This is a genomic window from Rubrivivax sp. JA1055 (genome assembly GCF_020966565.1).
Taxonomy (GTDB): domain Bacteria; phylum Pseudomonadota; class Gammaproteobacteria; order Burkholderiales; family Burkholderiaceae_C; genus Rubrivivax; species Rubrivivax benzoatilyticus.
Genome location: NZ_JAJKFP010000001.1, coordinates 373,899 through 390,781, shown reverse-complemented (window position 1 = coordinate 390,781; position 16,883 = coordinate 373,899). Strand labels below are relative to the sequence as shown.

Genomic DNA, 16,883 nt, shown 5'->3' with positions numbered 1-16,883 from the left:
GCGCGGCGACGCCATCGCGCCGGCCGCGCCGGCGTCTTGCCGGGGCCTCGGGGCGATAGCGAGGAGGATTGTCATGAACGGCACGTCAGCGCTGGGGTCCTGTCGGACGCGGGGTCGAGCTGGAGTGTCTCCGGGTCTCGACCCTCGGGATTTCGGGTGCCTCCAAAACGAGGCGGGTTCTTCTTCGAATCTCGGTTCGCCCGCCGCCACGCGCCGCCGGCGCGCTCTGGCGGCCGGCCCGCGCACCCGCGGCCGGGCGCTGCATCACCTGTGCTGCAGCGACCTCGGCCGCCGCAGCGCTCCCGCCGTGTTTCTGTAAGCGCCGGGTAAACTCCGGAAAATCAATCACTTACCGCACGAACGTGGAGCGCCGGATTATAGGGGCCAAAGCCGGCGATGCGCCGCCGGCGGTGCAGAGAATCACCGTCGACGAGGAATCGGCCGGCCAGCGCCTGGACAATTTCCTGCTGCGCCACCTCAAGGGCGTGCCGAAAACCCACGTCTACCGCGTCATCCGCTCCGGCGAGGTGCGTGTCAACAAGGGCCGCGCCAGCGCCGACACGCGCGTTGCCGCCGGTGACGAGATCCGCGTTCCGCCGATGCGCATCGCCGAGAAGCCGGCCGTCGCCGCGGTGCCGGCACGCGAGTTCCCGGTCCTGTTCGAGGACGAGCACCTGCTGGCGATCGCCAAACCCGCCGGCGTCGCCGTGCACGGCGGCAGCGGCGTCAGCTCGGGTGTCATCGAGCAGCTGCGCCGCGCGCGCCCCGACGCGCGTTTCCTGGAGCTGGTGCACCGCCTCGACAAGGAGACCTCGGGCGTGCTGCTGCTGGCCAAGAAACGCAGCGCGCTGACCGCGCTGCAGGACCAGTTCCGCGCCCGCGACACCGGCAAGAACTATCTGGCGCTCGTCGTCGGCGTCTGGCCGAAGAAGCTGAAGGTGCTCGACCTGGCGCTGCACAAGGGCACCGACGCCGCCGGCGAGCGCCACGTGCGGGTCGTTGCCGCCGACGCGCCGGACGCACGGCGCTCGATCACCGTCGTGCGCTCGGTGCGCGCCGTCGGCCCGTACTCGCTGCTGGAGATCGGCCTGAAGACCGGGCGCACGCATCAGATCCGCGTGCATCTGGCGCACTCGGGCCACCCGATCGTCGGCGACCCGAAGTACGGCGACTTCGCGCTGAACAAGACCGTCGCGCGCGAGAAACGTTTCGCGCGCATGTTCCTGCACGCCGTCGAGCTGGCCTTCGACCATCCGGCCAGCGGCGAGCGCATCACCTTGCACGCACCGCTGCCGCCGGAGTGCGAGACACTGCTGGCCGCACCATGAGCACACGCCGCTTCGACCTCATCGTCTTCGACTGGGACGGCACCCTGTTCGATTCCACCGCGCTGATCGTGCGCTGCATCCAGGACGCCTGCCGCGACGTCGGCGCCGCGGTGCCCAGCGACACCGACGCCGCCTACGTCATCGGCCTGGGCCTGGCCGACGCGCTGCAGCACGCCGCGCCCGGCCTGCCGCCCGAGCGTTACCCCGAGCTCGCCAACCGCTACCGCCACCACTGGTTCGCGCGCCAGGACGCGGTCGTGCTGTTCCCCGGCACGCTGGAGATGCTGCTGGACCTGCGCTCGCGCAACCACTGGATCGCCGTGGCCACCGGCAAGAGCCGCCGCGGCCTCGACGAGGCGCTGCGCACGTCCGACCTGAAGGCCATGTTCGACGGCACGCGCACTGCCGACGAGACGGCGAGCAAACCCAACCCGCTGATGCTCGAGCAGCTGATGCGCGAGTTCGGCACCGAGCCCGAGCGCACGCTGATGATCGGCGACACGACGCACGACCTGCTGATGGCGCAGAACGCGCGGGTGCCCGGCGTCGGCGTCAGCTACGGCGCGCACGAGCCCGAGGCCTTCGCCCAGTACGCGCCGCTGCACGTCGCCCACAGCACGCGCGAGCTGCACGACTGGCTGCTGGAGAACGCGTGAGCGCCGGCGCCGGCGTGGCGCTGTGCCCGTCGGCTGCGCTCGCCGAGCGCGGCGAGGCCCACGTCTGGGACGTGCTCGACGAACGCGGCCAGCCGGCGCGTGCCTTCGTGCTGCGTTTCGACGGCCGCGTCGTCGCCTACCTGAACCGCTGCGCCCATCTGCCGGCCGAGCTCGACTGGCAGCCCGGGCGTTTCCTCGACGCCGACGGCCGCTTCGTCGTCTGCGCGATGCACGGCGCGCTCTACGAGCCCGAGGACGGTCGCTGCGTGGCCGGCCCCTGCGCCGGCGGCCGGCTCGTGCCGCTGGACGTCGCCGAGATCGACGGCACGGTGACTTGGTATCCTTCGCGCGAGATCCGCCCGGCCCCGCCGGCCGACGAAAGCGCGACATGACCCCCACCGACGACACCCCGACGCCGGCGCAGCCGTCCGGCGCAGTTCCCCCTGCGCCCGCTCCCGCCCTCGCCGGCCTGGAGACCAGCCTCGAGAAGATCGCCCGCGAGCTGATGATCCAGCAGCGCGCCGACCGCCGCTGGCGCCTGTTCTTCCGTTTCATCTGGCTGGCGCTGGCCGTCGCGCTCGCCTGGGGCCTGATGCCCGAGCGCTTCACGCCGACGGCGCCGAGCCGGCCGCATACCGCGCTCGTCGAGGTGCGCGGCGAGATCGCCCCGGGCAGCGAAGCCAGCGCCGAGCTGCTGGTGTCGGCGCTGCGCAGCGCCTTCGAGGACCAGGGTGCGCAGGCCGTGGTGCTGCGCATCAACTCGCCCGGCGGCAGCCCGGTGCAGGCCGGCATCGTCAACGACGAGATCCGCCGCCTGAAGGTGCTGCACCAGAAGAAGGTCTACGCCGTCGTCGAGGAGATGTGCGCCTCCGGCGCGTACTACATCGCGGTGGCCGCCGACGAGATCTACGTCGACAAGGCCAGCCTGGTCGGCAGCATCGGCGTGCTGATGGACGGCTTCGGCTTCACCGGTCTGATGGACAAGCTGGGCATCGAGCGCCGCCTGCTCACCGCCGGCGAGAACAAGGGCATGCTCGACCCGTACAGCCCGCAGAACGAGCAGCAGACCGCCTACGCCAAGGCGATGATCGACCAGATCCACCAGCAGTTCATCGCCGTCGTGCGCCAGGGCCGCGGCAAGCGGCTGCAGGAGACGCCGGAAACCTTCTCCGGCCTGTTCTGGAACGGCGAGGAAGCGGTGCGCCTGGGCCTGGCCGACAAGATGGGCAACCTGGACTACGTCGCGCGCGAGGTCGTCAAGGCCGAGGACGTCGTCGACTACACGCCGCGCGAGAACGTTGCCGAGCGCCTGGCCAAACGTTTCGGCGCCGCGATGGGCGAGGGTGCCGTCAAGGCGATGCGCCAGGTGTCGCCGATCCACTGATCCCCGTTCCCCCGCTTCCCCGTTTCCTGTTCTCCGAGGTTGCCGATGTCCGACCGGCTTGCGGTCCTGCCCCAGTACGCCCTGCCCAAGCAGGCGCTCACCCGCCTGGCCGGCGCCTTCGCCGCGTCGCGCGGCGGCGCCGTCACCACGGCCGCGATCCGCTGGTTCGTGCGCCGCTACGGCGTCGACCTGTCCGAGGCCGCGAATCCCGACCCGGCGAGCTACGCCAGCTTCAACGAGTTCTTCACCCGGCCGCTGAAGGCCGGGGCGCGGCCGCTGGCCGGCGCGCCGCTGCTGTGCCCGGTCGACGGCGCGATCAGCCAGTTCGGCGCGATCGAGCGGGGACGCATCTTCCAGGCCAAGGGCCACGACTACAGCGCCACCGCGCTGCTCGGCGGTGACGCCGAACTCGCCGAGCGTTTCGCCGACGGCACGTTCGCGACGATCTATCTGAGCCCGAAGGACTATCACCGCATCCACATGCCCTGCGAAGGCCGCCTGCTGCGCATGGTGCACGTGCCGGGCGAGCTGTTCTCGGTGAACCCGACGACCGCGCGCGGTGTGCCGGGGCTGTTCGCGCGCAACGAGCGCGTCGTCTGTGTCTTCGACGGCGGCCCGTTCGCCGGGCCCTGGGTGCTGGTGCTGGTCGGCGCGACCATCGTCGGCAGCATGGCCACCACCTGGCACGGCGTCGTCAACCCGCCACGGCCGGGCGTCGTGCGCAGCTGGAACTACGACGGCCAGGACATCCGCCTCGAACGCGGCGCCGAGATGGGCCGTTTCCTGCTCGGCTCCACCGTCGTGCTGCTGTTCCCGAAGGCGCCGCTGCGCTTCGACCCGGGCTGGGCCCCGGGCCGCCCGGTGCGCATGGGCCAGGGCATGGCCGAGCTCGGCTGACGCGGCGCGGCCGCGCCGTCCTTCCCGCCCGAACCCGGGTCGGCGTCAGGGTCGGCGCCGCTGGCCGACGTGCGCGCTGATCCGTGTTGTGGCAAACTTTGCCCAAGCAACTATTGCAAGGGCATTGGATTGACTGCCAAACCAGCCAAGGCGTCGTTCTACAGCGGCGACAGCTACGACCCCGGCACCAGCGTCGGTTACCAGATCCTGCAGCTGGGCACGCTGATCCGGCGCGAGGTCGACCTGCGCATGGCCGAACACGGCCTGACCGATGCGCAGTGGAAGCCGCTGTTCATGCTGAGCATCGGCCGCGCCGAGACCGCGCACGAGCTGGCGCGTGTGCTCGACTGCGACGCCGGCGCGGTGACGCGCATGCTCGACCGGCTCGAGGCCAAGGGCCTGATCGAGCGTGTGCGCTCCGAGACCGACCGCCGCGTCGTGCACCTGCGCCTGACCGATGCCGGCCGGGCCGCGGCGGACATCGTCCCGCACGTGCTCGCCGACGCCCACAACGACCTGTTCGCCGGCTTCAGCCGCGACGAATGGATGCAGCTGCGCGAGCTCATCTCGCGCCTGATCGCCAACGCCAACCAGTTCGCCCCGGGGAGACCGGCCGCATGATCCGCTTCAAACCCGCCGCGGCCGCACTCGCCGCGGCGCTCGTCGCCGCCGGCTGCGCCAGCCCCGGCGACCTGCCCGCCGCCCGCACCGTGTCCACCGCCGCCGCGGCCGGCGCCACCGGCACCGCGACGCCCTGGCCCGCCGAACGCTGGTGGGCCGGTTTCGGCGACACGACGCTCGACGCCCTCGTCGAGCGTGCACTCGCCGGCCAGCCCAGCCTGCAGGTCGCCGCCGCCCGGCTGCGCCAGGCCGACGCCGCGGTCGGTGTCGCCTCGGCCGGCCGCCTGCCGCAGGTGCAGGGCACGCTGGACATGACGCGCCAGCGCTTCACCGAAAACGGCCCGTACCCGCCGCCGCTGGCCGGCTCGTACGAGTGGAACAACGGCGCCCAGATCGGCGCCAGCTGGGAGCTCGACCTGTTCGGCCGCCAGCGCGCGACGATCGCCGCCGCGCTCGGCCAGCGCCGCGCCGCCGAGGCCGAACTGCAGGCCGCGCGTGTGCTGCTGGCCGCCAACGTCGTCGCCGGCTACGTCAACCTCGGCCGTCTGGTCGAGAACCGCGAAGTCGCGCGCCAGTCGCTGGCCCAGCGCGAGCAGATCCTGGCGCTGGTGCGCCAGCGCATCGCCGCCGGCCTGGACACCACGGTCGAGCTGCGCCAGGCCGAGGGCCTGATCGCCCAGTCGCGTGTCGATCTGGAGGCGCTCGACGAATCGACCGCACGCGCTCGCCACGCGCTGGCCGAACTGACCGGCCAGGGCCCGAACGCGCTCGACGGGCTGTCGCCGGCGCTGGCGCCGCTGCGTTCGACGCCGCTGCCCGCCGGGCTGCCGGCCGACCTGCTGGGCCGTCGCGCCGACCTCGTCGCGCAGCGCTGGCGTGTCGAGTCGGCGATGCGCGAGGTCGACGTCGCCCGCGCGGCCTTCTACCCCAACGTCAGCCTGACCGCCTTCGCCGGCTTCTCCAGCCTCGGTCTGGACGACTTCCTGAAGGCCAGCTCGCGCAACCTGGGCATCGGCCCGGCGCTGTCGCTGCCGATCTTCGAGGGCGGCCGGCTGCGCGCCAACCTCGGCGCCAGGGCGGCCGAGGTCGACGCCGCGGTCGAGGGCTACAACGGCGCGCTGCTGCGCGCGCTGCGCGAGGTCGCCGACGAGGTCGCAGGGCTGCAGTCGCTGGAGCGCCAGCAGCGTGCCCAGGCCGAGGCCGGCGCCGCCGCCGACGCCGCCTACGCGCTGGCGATCCAGCGTTACCAGGCCGGGCTCGGCAACTTCCTCACCGTGCTCAACGCCCAGACCAACGTGCTCGCGCAGTCGCGCGCCGCCACCGAACTGAAGGCCCGCCACCTGGCCAGCGAAGTCGCGCTGACGCGTGCGCTGGGCGGCGGCTGGTCCGCCACCGCCGACACGCTGCCCGCGCCCGTCGCCTCCCGCTGAACCCCGAATCCGACCTCATCATGAGCGAACCGACTTCCACTCCCGCCGCCGCCGATCCGGGGGCCAAGCGCAAGCCTGCCCTGCTGGCCGCCACCGGCATCACGCTGGCCGCCGCCATCCTGTACGGCGGCTGGTGGCTGCTGACGCAGCGCCACCACGAGAGCACCGACAACGCCTACGTCCAGGGCCAGGTGGTGCAGATCACGCCGCAGGTCGCCGGCACCGTGCTCGCCGTGCTGGCCGACGACACCGACCTCGTCAAGGCCGGCCAGCCGCTGGTCCAGCTCGATCCCGCCGATGCCCGCCTGGCGCTGGCGCGTGCCGAGGCCCAGCTCGCGCAGACCGTGCGCGAGGTGCGCACGGTCTACGCCAACGACGCCACCTACGCCGCCAACGTGCGCCTGCGCGAGGCCGAGGTCGCGCGTGCCGAGGCCGAGGCCCGGCGTGCCGCCGACGACCTCGAGCGCCGCCGCCCGCTGCTGGCCAGCGGCGCCGTCGGTGGCGAGGAGATCAAACACGCCGAGACCACGCTGGCCTCGGCCAACAGTGCGCTGGCCGCCGCCCGCTCGGCGCTGGCTGCGGCGCAGGAGCAGGCCACCGCGAACCGCGCGCTGACCGAGGGCACGACGCCCGAGCAGCACCCGAACGTCGAACGTGCCGCCGCCGCGGTGCGCGAGGCCTGGCTGGCGCTGCAGCGCACCGAGCTGCCGGCGCCGATCACCGGCCAGGTGGCCCGGCGCTCGGTGCAGGTCGGCCAGCGGGTCGCGCCGGGCACGGCGCTGATGTCGGTGGTGCCGCTGGAGCAGGTCTGGGTCGAGGCCAACTTCAAGGAAGGCCAGCTGCGCGACATGCGCATCGGCCAGCCGGTGAAGCTGAGCGCCGACCTCTACGGCAGCCGCGTCGAGTACGAGGGCCGTGTCGCCGGCGTCGGTGCCGGCACCGGGGCCGCCTTCGCGCTGCTGCCGGCGCAGAACGCGACCGGCAACTGGATCAAGGTCGTGCAGCGTGTGCCGGTGCGCATCGAGCTCGACGCCCGGCAGTTGTCGGAGCACCCGCTGCGTGTCGGCCTGTCGATGGAGGCCAGCGTCGACACCGCCGACACGAACGGCGAGCCGGTGCTCGCCGCGGTGAAGCGCCCGACCAACCGCACCGCGGTCTTCGACGCCGCCGGCGAGGCCGCCGAGCGCCGCGTGCACGAGATCATCGCGCGCAACCTGGGTCGCCCGGCCAAGGGCTGAGATGAGCGCCACCACCGCTTCCGCGCCGGACGAAGGCCAGGCGCCGCGGCCGGCCGCACCGCCGCGGGCGCCGGCCTTTCCGCCGCTGCAGGGCGGCGCACGCATCGCCGGCACGCTGGCGCTGTCGCTGGCGACCTTCATGACGGTGCTCGACACCTCGATCGCCAACGTCTCGATCCCGGCGATCTCGGGTGACCTGGGCGTCAGCCCGCAGCAGGGCACCTGGGTCATCACCTCGTTCGGCGTCGCCAACGCGATCGCCGTGCCGCTGACCGGCTGGCTGACGCAGCGTTTCGGCCAGGTGCGGCTGTTCACCGCCAGCGTGCTGCTGTTCGTCATCGCGTCCTGGCTCTGCGGCCTGGCGCCGAACATCGAGTCGCTGATCGCCTTCCGCGTCTTCCAGGGGCTGGTGTCGGGGCCGATGATCCCGCTGTCGCAGACCCTGCTGCTGGCCAGCTACCCGCCGGCCAAGGCCGGCATGGCGATGGCCTTGTGGGCGATGACGACGATGGTCGCGCCGGTCGTCGGGCCGCTGCTTGGCGGCTGGCTGACCGACAACCTGTCCTGGCCCTGGATCTTCTACATCAACGTGCCGGTGGGGCTGTTCGCCGCGGCGCTGACCTGGTCGATCTACCGCACGCGCGACCCCGGGCCGCGCAAGGTGCCGGTCGACGCCATCGGCCTGGGGCTGCTGGTGCTGTGGGTCGGCGCGATGCAGATCATGGTCGACAAGGGCAAGGAGCTGGACTGGTTCGCGTCGACGGAGATCGTCGTGCTGGCGGTCGTGGCGGTGGTCGGTTTCCTGTTCTTCCTGGCCTGGGAGCTCACCGACCGGCACCCGATCGTCGACCTGCGGCTGTTCGGCCGGCGCAACTTCCTGTTCGGCACGACGGCGCTGTCGGTGGCCTACGGCGTGTTCTTCGGCAACGTCGTGCTGCTGCCGCTGTGGCTGCAGCAGTGGATGGGCTACACGGCGACCTGGGCCGGCATCGTGACGGCGCCGGTCGGCATCCTGGCGATCGCGCTGTCGCCGTGGGTCGGCAAGAACGTCGGCCGCATGGACCCGCGCAAGCTGGCCACCGTCGCCTTCCTCGGCTTCGGCCTGGTGCTGTGGATGCGCTCGTGGTTCAGCACCGAGGTCACGCCGGGCGTGATCCTGCTGCCGATCGTGCTGCAGGGCGCGGCGATGGCCTTCTTCTTCGTGCCGCTGCAGGCCATCATCTTCAGCGGCCTGAAGCCCGAGCAGATGCCGGCGGCTTCAGGCTTGTCGAACTTCGTGCGCATCACCGCGGGCGCGGTCGGCACCTCGCTGTTCACGACGCTGTGGGACCACCGCGCCTCGATGCACCATGCCCACCTCGTCGAGGCGATCAGCAGCGGCGCGCGCGACGCGACGACACAGCAGGTGCTGGCGCAGCTGGCCGCCGCCGGCCAGAGCGCCGAGCAGGCCGGCGCGACGCTGAACCGGCTCATCGACCAGCAGGCCTACACGATGGCCGTGACCGACGTGTTCTACCTGTCGGGGCTGCTGTTCGTGGCGCTGGTCGCGCTGATCTGGATGACCTCGCCGCGGCGCACGGCCGCGGGCGCCACCCCGGCCGACGCCGGGGGCGCGCACTGAACGCGGCGCGGACTCAGGTCCGCGCCGGCGCCTGCACCGGCGCGCCGGCAGCGATCGCGCGCAGGCAGTCCGGGCACAGGCAGCTCGGGTACAGCGACATCATCGTGCGCAGCGGCCGGGTGTCGAGCTTGACCTCGGTGCAGGCGCAGGGCCCGGGGCCGGCGATGCCGCAGTGGAAGGACGCACCGCAGCGCGGGCAGGTGTCGGTCTTGTCCTGGTTCATAACCATCACAGTTTCTTGAAGCGCCGGTACATCAGGGCACAGACGCTGCCGATGACGGCGAGTGCCGCCGGATAACCCCAGCGCCAGTCGAGCTCGGGCATGTACCTGAAGTTCATGCCCCAGACACCGACGAAGGCGGTGGCCACGGCGAAGATGCCGGCCCAGGCCGCCAGGCGCTTGGTGGTCTCGCTCTCCTCGATCGTCACCATCGACAGGTTGACCTGGATGGCGGTGGCCACCGTCTCGCGCAGCGCGTCGAGCGTGCCGTTGATGCGCATGAGGTGGTCCGAGACGTCGCGGAAGTACTCCTGCGTGCCGACGCAGGCCGCCGGCGTGCGGCCGCCGTGCAGGCGCAGCACCGGGTCGATCAACGGCAGCACCGCGTGGCGCAGCACTGCCAGTCGGCGCTTGACGTCGTAGAGCTGCTCGATGCTGCGGCGCGCCGCGCCGGGCTCGAAGATCTGCGTCTCGATGCCGTCGACGAGGTTCTCCAGCTCCTCGACCAGCGGGAAGTAGCGGTCGACCGCCGCGTCCAGCAGCGCGTAGAAGACGAAGCCCGGCCCTTGTGCCAGCAGCGCCGGCGCCTGCTCGCAGCGTGCGCGCACGCCGACGAAGCCCTGGGTGCCGCGGTTGCGCACCGAGACCACGTAGTTCGGCCCGGCGAAGATCGCCAGCTCGCCGACCTGCAGCTCGTCGGTGGGGCCGTACTCGACGAGGTGCACGACGGTGAACAGCATGTCCCCGTATTCCTCGATCTTCGGCCGCTGGTGGCCGTGGCGCGCGTCCTCGACGGCCAGCTCGTGCAGGCCGAACTCGCGCTGCATCGCGGCCAGTTCGTCGTCGCTGACGTCGCGCAGTGCCACCCAGACCAGGGTGCCGGGCTCGGCGAGGTGCTCGCTGATCGCCTCGACCGCGATGTCGGCGAGCTTGACGCCATGGCGGTAGGCGACGCAGTTGATCAGCATGGACGCTCGGGGCAGGGCACGTGGAAGTGTCGCACGGCCCGCGGCGCCGTCGAGAGTTCACGCTGGCCGCTGCTGGTAGCGGCTGGCCTTGACAACAGTCAGGCCGGCAGACGGTTTTGCTTGTGTCAGGGTTTTGCCTGGGCTCATAATGAGAAATATTCGCATTTGATGCCGATCATGGGCTTTGGCAACTTCTTCCGCACCCCCTCGCCGGCGCTGATGCCGGTGGCGAGTTCGCCGGCGCCGGCGAACGGTCCCGGCGCGTCGCCTGCGGCCCAGTCGCTGGACGCCGCGGCCACCGGCCTGCCGTGCCGCGTGCTGTCGGTGACGCCGCCGGCGCTGGCGCCCGACTGGGCGCGCTGGCTCGCCGAGATCGGCTTCCTGCCCGGTGAACGTGTCACCGTGACCACGCGCAGCGTCTGGGGCGGCGACCCGCTGGTGGTGCGCGTCGGCCAGTCGACCTTCGCGCTGCGCCGCGCCGAGGCCGCCTGCGTGCGCGTGGAGCCGCTATGAGCGGCTGCCACGAGACCGTCGTCCACTTCCATCCCGGCGGCCAGCTGGTCGCCCTCGTGGGCAACCCGAACTGCGGCAAGACGGCGCTGTTCAACCTGCTGACCGGCAGCCGCCAGAAGGTGGCCAACTACGCCGGCGTCACCGTCGAGCGCAAGGAAGGCCTGCTGCGCACCGCCGCCGGCAAGACGCTGCGTGTGCTCGACCTGCCCGGCGCCTACAGCCTGCACCCGCGTTCGCCCGACGAACGCGTGACGGTCGACGTGCTCTACGGCCGCGCCAAGGGCGAACGCCGTCCGGACGTCGTCGTCTGCGTCGTCGACGCGACCAACCTGCGCCGCAACCTGCGCCTGGTGCTCGCGGTGCAGCGCCTGGGCCTGCCGTGCATCGTCGCGCTGAACATGGCCGACATGGCCGCGCGCCGCGGCATCACGGTCGACGCCGAGGCGCTGTCGCGCGAACTCGGCGTGCCGGTCGTGCCGACGGTCGGCATCAAGGCCGACGGCGATCGCGCGCTGCGCGCGCTGCTCGAGGACAAGAGCCTGTGGCGTGCGCCGCAGAAGGCGCACGACACGCTGCATCTCGACGGCGATCACCACACCGTGCAGGGCATCCTCGAGCGCCTGGACCTCGACAAGGCGATGCCCGAGACCGGCAGCGACCGCATCGACCGCGTCGTGCTGCACCCCGTCGCCGGCCCGGCGATCCTGGCCTTGCTGCTGTTCCTCGTCTTCCAGGCGGTGTTCGCCTGGGCCGAGGCGCCGATGGGCTGGATCGAGGAGGCCACGGCGGCCGCCGGCGAGGCCGTCGGCGGCTTCATCCCCGAGGGCGTGCTGCACAGCTTCGTCGTCGACGGCCTGATCGCCGGCCTGGGCGGCGTCGTCGTCTTCCTGCCGCAGATCCTGATCCTGTTCTTCTTCATCCTGCTGCTGGAGGAGTCGGGCTACCTGCCGCGTGCGGCCTTCCTGCTGGACCGCCTGATGGGCGGCGTCGGGTTGTCGGGGCGTTCGTTCATCCCGCTGCTGTCGAGCTTCGCCTGCGCGATCCCCGGCATCATGGCCACGCGCACCATCGCCGACCCGCGCGACCGCATCGTCACCATCCTGCTGGCGCCGATGATGACCTGCTCGGCGCGGCTGCCGGTCTACGCGCTGCTCATCGCGGCCTTCATCCCGGCGCGCCAGGTGGCCGGCGGGCTGGAGTTGCAGGGGCTGGTGCTGTTCGCGCTCTACATGGCGGGCATCGCGGGCGCCTTCGCGATCGCCTGGGTGCTCAAGCGTTTCGGCAGCGGCAAGAGCCAGGTGCGCACGCTGATGATGGAGCTGCCCGCCTACCACTGGCCGACGGTGCGCTCGGTGGCGCTGGGCCTGTGGCAGCGCGCGACGATCTTCCTGCGCCGCGTCGGCGGCGTGATCCTGGTGCTGACCGTCGTGCTGTGGGCGCTGTCGAGCTTCCCGGCGCCGCCCGAAGGCGCGACGCAGCCGGCCATCGAGTACAGCCTCGCCGGCCGCATCGGCCAGGCGCTGGCCGTCGTCTTCGAGCCGATCGGCTTCAACTGGCAGATCAGCATCGCGCTGGTGCCGGCGATGGGCGCGCGCGAGGTCGCGGTCGCGGCGCTGGCCACGGTCTACGCCGTCGGCGACGCCGGCGACGAAGCCGGCAGCGCGCTGGCGCCGCTGCTGGCGCAGGACTGGTCGATGGCCACCGCGCTGGCGCTGATGGCCTGGTTCGTCTTCGCGCCGCAGTGCCTGTCGACGCTGGCGACGATCAAGCGCGAGACTGGCGGCTGGAAGTGGCCGCTGGTCACCGCCGGCTACCTGTTCGTGCTGGCCTACGTGGCGGCCTTCGTCACCTACCGCGCGGCGCTGGCGTTCGGGCTCTGAGGTCTGCCGGCCTGGGGTCAGGTCTCTCGAGACCTGACCCCTTTTTGCGTGTGCAGCCTGGGCAGCCTGGGGTCAGGTCTCGCGAGACCTGACCCCGTTTTGCGCGTTGTGCGCGCCAGACCTGACCTCGTCGTTGTGCGTCCGCACGCCGCCGGCTCAGCCCTTCAGCATCCCCTTGCGCTCGATGAACTCGACGACCTCGGCCAGGCCGTCGAGCGTCTTCAGGTTCGTCATCACGAAGGGTTTCGTGCCGCGCATGCGGCGCGTGTCCTCGGCCATCACCTCCAGCGAGGCGCCGACGTGCGGCGCGAGGTCGGTCTTGTTGATGACGAAAAGGTCGCTCTTGGTGATGCCGGGGCCGCCCTTGCGCGGGATCTTCTCGCCGGCGGCGACGTCGATGACGTAGATCGTCAGGTCCGACAGCTCGGGGCTGAAGGTCGCCGCGAGGTTGTCGCCGCCGGACTCGATGAACACGATGTCGGCGTCGGGGAACTTCTCCAGCAGCCGGTCCACCGCCTCGAGGTTGATCGAGGCGTCCTCGCGGATCGCGGTGTGCGGGCAGCCGCCGGTCTCGACGCCGACGATGCGCTCCGGGTCCAGCGCGCCGGCCACGGTCAGCAGGCGCTGGTCTTCCTTGGTGTAGATGTCGTTGGTGACGACGACGAGGTCCCAGCGCTCGCGCATCGTCTTGCAGAGCATCTCGAGCAGCGTCGTCTTGCCCGAGCCGACCGGCCCGCCGACGCCGACCCGCAGCGGCGGCAGCCGGCGCGTGCGGCCGGGGATGGAATGAAGCGTGTGGGTCATGCCGCAGATCATGCAGCAACCGTGCCCGCGCTCAGGACCGGAACAGCCGCGAGTACTGCGCCTCGTGCCGCGCCGACAGCACCGCCAGCATCGGCGCGAAGGCGACGCGGCCGGCGGCGTCGGCGGCCAGCGCACGGTCGGCGGCCGCCGGAAGCGCCGCGGCCAGCGCGGCGAGGATGCGCTGCGCCGCGGCCTGGCCCAGCGGCACGGCCTTCATCGCCGCCTGCACCAGGTTCTCGGCCCAGCCGAAGCCGAAGGCCAGCAGCGCCTCGCGTTCGGGCGCGCCGGCCAGCACCGCGGCGAGCGCGAAGCCGACCGGCCAGGTCGGCGCCGGCGGCAGCGCGGCCAGCGCGGCGATGCGTGCGTCGCCGGCCTGCTCGCCGTTCTTCAGCCACTCGACCAGCGAGCGCCCCATCTGCTCGGCCTGCAGCCGGAACTCGGCGCTTTCGCGGCTGGCCTGCACCCAGTCGTTGAGCTCGCGCACACGCGCCGCGTCGCCGTCGCGCCAGGCGCGCATCGCCTGCACCAGCGCGGGGCCGTCGGCACGCGCCAGCGTCAGCTCCAGCTGCGCCAGCAGCCAGTCGCGTGCACCGGCCTCGCCCTGCAGCCGGCCGGCGTCGACGGCCGCCTCCAGGCCTTCGGAGTAGCTGAAGCCGCCGACCGGCAGCGCCGGCGAGGCCAGCCAGATCAGCCGCAGCAGCGTCGGGGCCTGCACCTCAGCGGTGGCCGTGGTGGCCGCCGCCGCAGCCGCCGTGCCCGCCGCAACCGCCGTGGCCACCGCAGCCGCCGTGGGCATGCCCGTGGCCTGCCGCCGGCGCGTGTGCCGGGCCGTGGTCGTGCCCGTGATCGTGGCCGCAGCCGCTGCCATGATCGTGACCGTGGTCGTGCCCGCAGGCCGGCGCGTGCACCGGCGCCGCGGCCTTGGCGTGGTGGTGCTCGTGGCCGTGATCGTGGCCGCAGCCGCCGGTCGCGTGGTCGTGGCCGCAGCCCTCGTGCGTGTGGCCGTGGGCGTGTTGATGGCCGTGCCCGTCCGCGGCATAGGCCCCGCCTTCGGGCTCGAACGGCTCGTGCGCCTCGGCGACGTCCAGCCCCATGCGGCGCAGCATCTCGGCGAGCACGTGGTCGGGTTCGAGCTTCAGGTGCTCGTGGCGCAGTTCCAGCGCGACGTGGCGGTTGCCCAGGTGGTAGGCGGCGCGCATCAGCTCGAACGGCGCGGCGGCGCGCACGACGAGCACCGGCTGCGCCGCCGCGCCCACGCGCACCAGCGAGCCGTCCTCGGCGACGAGCACGTCGCCGCCGCGCACCACGCTGCCGCGCGGCAGGAAGACACCGAGCACACGCCCGGCGCTGTCGGTGGCGTCGAAGCGGCTCTTCTGCCGCGTGTCCCAGTCCAGCTCGACGGCCGGGGCGCGTTTGAGCAGCGCACCGGCGAGGCCGCGGCCCTGGGGAATGATCTTGTTGACGGTGAGCATCGGGGGCAATCCAGTACGGGGCGGCCAGGCCGCCCGGAGACACGCAGTCTAGCCCCCGCCGGCCGTCAGGCCGGCTGCGCCAGCGTGCTGTCCTCGGGCTCGGGCAGCGTGAAGCGGAAGGCCGCGCCAGCGCCCGGCGCGCCGTCGGCCCAGACCCGCCCGCCGTGGCGCCGCACCACGCGCGCCACCGTCGCCAGGCCGACGCCGGTGCCCGGGAACTCGCGGCTGCTGTGCAGACGCTGGAAGGGCTGGAACAGGCGGTGCGCGTGCGCGGCGTCGAAGCCGGCGCCGTTGTCGCGCACGATGAAGATGCGCTCGCCGTTGAAGACCTCGGACGTCACCTCGACCACCGGCTCCTCGGCGCGCGAGCTGTACTTCCAGGCGTTGGCCAGCAGGTTGTGCAGCGCGATGCGCAGCAGCCCCGGGTCGCCGACGACGCTCATTTCCGGCTCGACACGCAGCTCGACGTGGTACTCCGGATCGGCGTCGGCGAGCTCGGCGGCGATCTCCCAGGCCATCGCGCTCAGATCGACGGGCTGCGGCTCGAGCGTGCGCCGGCCGACGCCCGACAGCGTCAGCAGGTCCTCGGTCAGCCGCACCATGTTCGCGACGCTGTTCTCGGCGTGATGGAGGATGTCCAGCGCCGCCTCGGGCAGCGTCTTGCCGTGTTTGTGGCGCAGCAGCTGCATCACGCCGTGGATGCCGTGCAGCGGCCCGCGCAGGTCGTGCGAGGCCGAGTAGGTGAAGGCGCGCAGCTCCTCGTTGGCGTGCTCGAGCTCGGCGGTGCGCTCGCGCACCTTGTGCTCCAGCGTCTCGCGGTGCCGGCGCTCGGCCTCGGCGCTGCGGCGGATCTGCGCCAGCGCCGCCCACAGCAGCAACGTCAGCGCGGCGACGACGCCGGCCACGCCGAAGGCCAGCGTCAGCACCCGCTGGCGCCACGGCGCGAGCAGCGGATGCAGGTCCTGGCCGATGCCCACCAGCAGCGCCGGCTGCCCGATCTCGCGATAGGTCAGCAGGCGCTCGACACCGTCGATGGCGCTGGCCGCCTGCAAGGTCACCGGGCCGGCCAGCGGCCTGGGCGCGCTGAACACCGGCGACAGCGTGGACATGTCCAGCCCGGGGCGCATCGACGCGTACTGCGGGTAGCGCAGCAGCAGCAGGCCGTCGGCGCGTGTCAGCACCAGGCTGTGCGCCGGCGACAGCTCCAGCTCGCGGTAGAAGCGCTCGAAGTGTTCGCTGTCGAGCATCGCGACGGCGACCCCCAGCACCGTGCCGTCGCCGCCGACGATGCGCCGGGTCACCGGGATCACCGGTGCGGCGGCATCGCCCAGCGGCGGGCCGACGTGCAGGCGTTCGTCGCTGGCCCGCAGCGTGGCGGATAGCGTCGCGCGCAGCGCGGCCGCGTCACGCAGCACGTCGTCGTCGCCGCTGGCACCCTGCAGCTCGAGTTCGGGGCCGTAGATCGCCAGCCAGCGCGCCTGCGGCAGCAGCGCCCGCTTGCGTGCCAGCTCGCGCGGCAGGCCGTCGATCTCACGCCGCGCCAGCGCGTCGGTCGCGATCGTCTGCAGGATCACGTCGACGGCGCCGACGCTGCGGCGGACATGCTCCTCGAGTGCGCGCGTCAGCGTCGCGGCCTGTTCGGTGGCGCTGTCGATGCGGTCCCGCCGCTCCTCGCGCCCGTAGAGGATGGCTGCCGTGCAGACCAGCAGCACCATCAGGAGAAAAGCCGCCATGAGGCTCTGTTCGAGCCGGCGGTGGAAGAGATCCCGCGCAGCGGCGGGGGAGTCGTTCATGGGCCTGCCTGTTCCGCGCGGTACTGCCTGGTCGCGCCGTCGATCTTCCCCGGCAGAG

Annotated in this window: 17 protein-coding genes; 11 read left to right on the top strand and 6 right to left on the bottom strand. The window is 72.4% G+C overall.

Translation table 11 applies throughout. From position 1 onward, the window contains the following. Positions 1 to 410 precede the first annotated feature (410 nt). From LOC65_RS01585 to LOC65_RS01545, 9 genes are all read left to right on the top strand, one after another. The gene (locus tag LOC65_RS01585; RefSeq protein ID WP_230246379.1) at positions 411 to 1,328 is read left to right on the top strand and encodes an RluA family pseudouridine synthase; all 918 of its coding nucleotides are present in this window, start codon (positions 411 to 413) and stop codon (positions 1,326 to 1,328) included. Then, positions 1,325 to 1,984, top strand: a complete 660-nt coding sequence (locus LOC65_RS01580) for an HAD family hydrolase (protein WP_230246378.1) — start codon at positions 1,325 to 1,327, stop codon at positions 1,982 to 1,984. The genes LOC65_RS01585 and LOC65_RS01580 overlap by 4 nt, the downstream gene beginning before the upstream one ends. After that, a complete protein-coding gene (locus LOC65_RS01575; RefSeq protein ID WP_009856811.1) occupies positions 1,981 to 2,376 on the top strand; it encodes a Rieske 2Fe-2S domain-containing protein in 396 nt (131 codons plus the stop codon). The genes LOC65_RS01580 and LOC65_RS01575 overlap by 4 nt, the downstream gene beginning before the upstream one ends. Continuing rightward, positions 2,373 to 3,368 (top strand): S49 family peptidase, encoded by a 996-nt coding sequence (locus LOC65_RS01570; RefSeq protein ID WP_230246376.1) that lies wholly within the window; start codon positions 2,373 to 2,375, stop codon positions 3,366 to 3,368. The genes LOC65_RS01575 and LOC65_RS01570 overlap by 4 nt, the downstream gene beginning before the upstream one ends. A gap of 45 nt (positions 3,369 to 3,413) precedes the next feature. Continuing rightward, positions 3,414 to 4,265, top strand: a complete 852-nt coding sequence (gene asd, locus LOC65_RS01565) for an archaetidylserine decarboxylase (protein WP_230246375.1) — start codon at positions 3,414 to 3,416, stop codon at positions 4,263 to 4,265. Positions 4,266 to 4,394: 129 nt separating this feature from the next. Continuing rightward, complete coding sequence (locus LOC65_RS01560; RefSeq protein WP_009856808.1) at positions 4,395 to 4,886, top strand: MarR family winged helix-turn-helix transcriptional regulator; 492 nt, start codon at positions 4,395 to 4,397, stop codon at positions 4,884 to 4,886. After that, positions 4,883 to 6,316 (top strand): efflux transporter outer membrane subunit, encoded by a 1,434-nt coding sequence (locus LOC65_RS01555; protein ID WP_230246373.1) that lies wholly within the window; start codon positions 4,883 to 4,885, stop codon positions 6,314 to 6,316. The genes LOC65_RS01560 and LOC65_RS01555 overlap by 4 nt, the downstream gene beginning before the upstream one ends. Before the next feature lie 20 nt (positions 6,317 to 6,336). After that, positions 6,337 to 7,554: an HlyD family efflux transporter periplasmic adaptor subunit gene (locus tag LOC65_RS01550; RefSeq protein WP_009856806.1), complete on the top strand. Its 1,218-nt coding sequence runs from the start codon at positions 6,337 to 6,339 to the stop codon at positions 7,552 to 7,554. Position 7,555: 1 nt separating this feature from the next. Further along, complete coding sequence (locus tag LOC65_RS01545; RefSeq protein WP_164963154.1) at positions 7,556 to 9,175, top strand: DHA2 family efflux MFS transporter permease subunit; 1,620 nt, start codon at positions 7,556 to 7,558, stop codon at positions 9,173 to 9,175. Between the two features lie 13 nt (positions 9,176 to 9,188). Here LOC65_RS01545 and LOC65_RS01540 read toward each other — a convergent pair whose 3' ends face one another. Beyond that, positions 9,189 to 9,398, bottom strand: coding sequence for a cysteine-rich CWC family protein (locus tag LOC65_RS01540; RefSeq protein WP_009856804.1), 210 nt, complete (start codon positions 9,396 to 9,398; stop codon positions 9,189 to 9,191). 5 nt (positions 9,399 to 9,403) lie between these two features. Further along, positions 9,404 to 10,363, bottom strand: a complete 960-nt coding sequence (locus LOC65_RS01535) for a magnesium and cobalt transport protein CorA (RefSeq protein WP_230246371.1) — start codon at positions 10,361 to 10,363, stop codon at positions 9,404 to 9,406. Positions 10,364 to 10,540: 177 nt separating this feature from the next. Between LOC65_RS01535 and LOC65_RS01530 the strand changes: the two genes are divergently transcribed. Both LOC65_RS01530 and LOC65_RS01525 read left to right on the top strand, forming a co-directional pair. Next, complete coding sequence (locus LOC65_RS01530; protein ID WP_404947958.1) at positions 10,541 to 10,876, top strand: ferrous iron transport protein A; 336 nt, start codon at positions 10,541 to 10,543, stop codon at positions 10,874 to 10,876. Then, positions 10,873 to 12,756 (top strand): ferrous iron transporter B, encoded by a 1,884-nt coding sequence (locus LOC65_RS01525; protein ID WP_230246369.1) that lies wholly within the window; start codon positions 10,873 to 10,875, stop codon positions 12,754 to 12,756. The genes LOC65_RS01530 and LOC65_RS01525 overlap by 4 nt, the downstream gene beginning before the upstream one ends. A 156-nt stretch (positions 12,757 to 12,912) precedes the next feature. Here the strand turns inward: LOC65_RS01525 and ureG are convergent, their stop codons facing one another. The 4 genes from ureG to LOC65_RS01505 all read right to left on the bottom strand — a co-directional run bounded on the left by ureG (position 12,913) and on the right by LOC65_RS01505 (position 16,825). Next, positions 12,913 to 13,560: an urease accessory protein UreG gene (gene ureG, locus LOC65_RS01520; protein WP_009856800.1), complete on the bottom strand. Its 648-nt coding sequence runs from the start codon at positions 13,558 to 13,560 to the stop codon at positions 12,913 to 12,915. A 31-nt stretch (positions 13,561 to 13,591) separates the two neighbouring features. Next, positions 13,592 to 14,356, bottom strand: a complete 765-nt coding sequence (locus LOC65_RS01515; RefSeq protein WP_230246367.1) for an urease accessory protein UreF — start codon at positions 14,354 to 14,356, stop codon at positions 13,592 to 13,594. Beyond that, positions 14,277 to 15,032 (bottom strand): urease accessory protein UreE, encoded by a 756-nt coding sequence (gene ureE, locus LOC65_RS01510; RefSeq protein WP_230246366.1) that lies wholly within the window; start codon positions 15,030 to 15,032, stop codon positions 14,277 to 14,279. Before ureE ends, LOC65_RS01515 begins: the two co-directional genes overlap by 80 nt. Positions 15,033 to 15,097: 65 nt before the next feature. Beyond that, positions 15,098 to 16,825: an ATP-binding protein gene (locus LOC65_RS01505; protein ID WP_029718505.1), complete on the bottom strand. Its 1,728-nt coding sequence runs from the start codon at positions 16,823 to 16,825 to the stop codon at positions 15,098 to 15,100. Positions 16,826 to 16,883 lie beyond the last annotated feature (58 nt).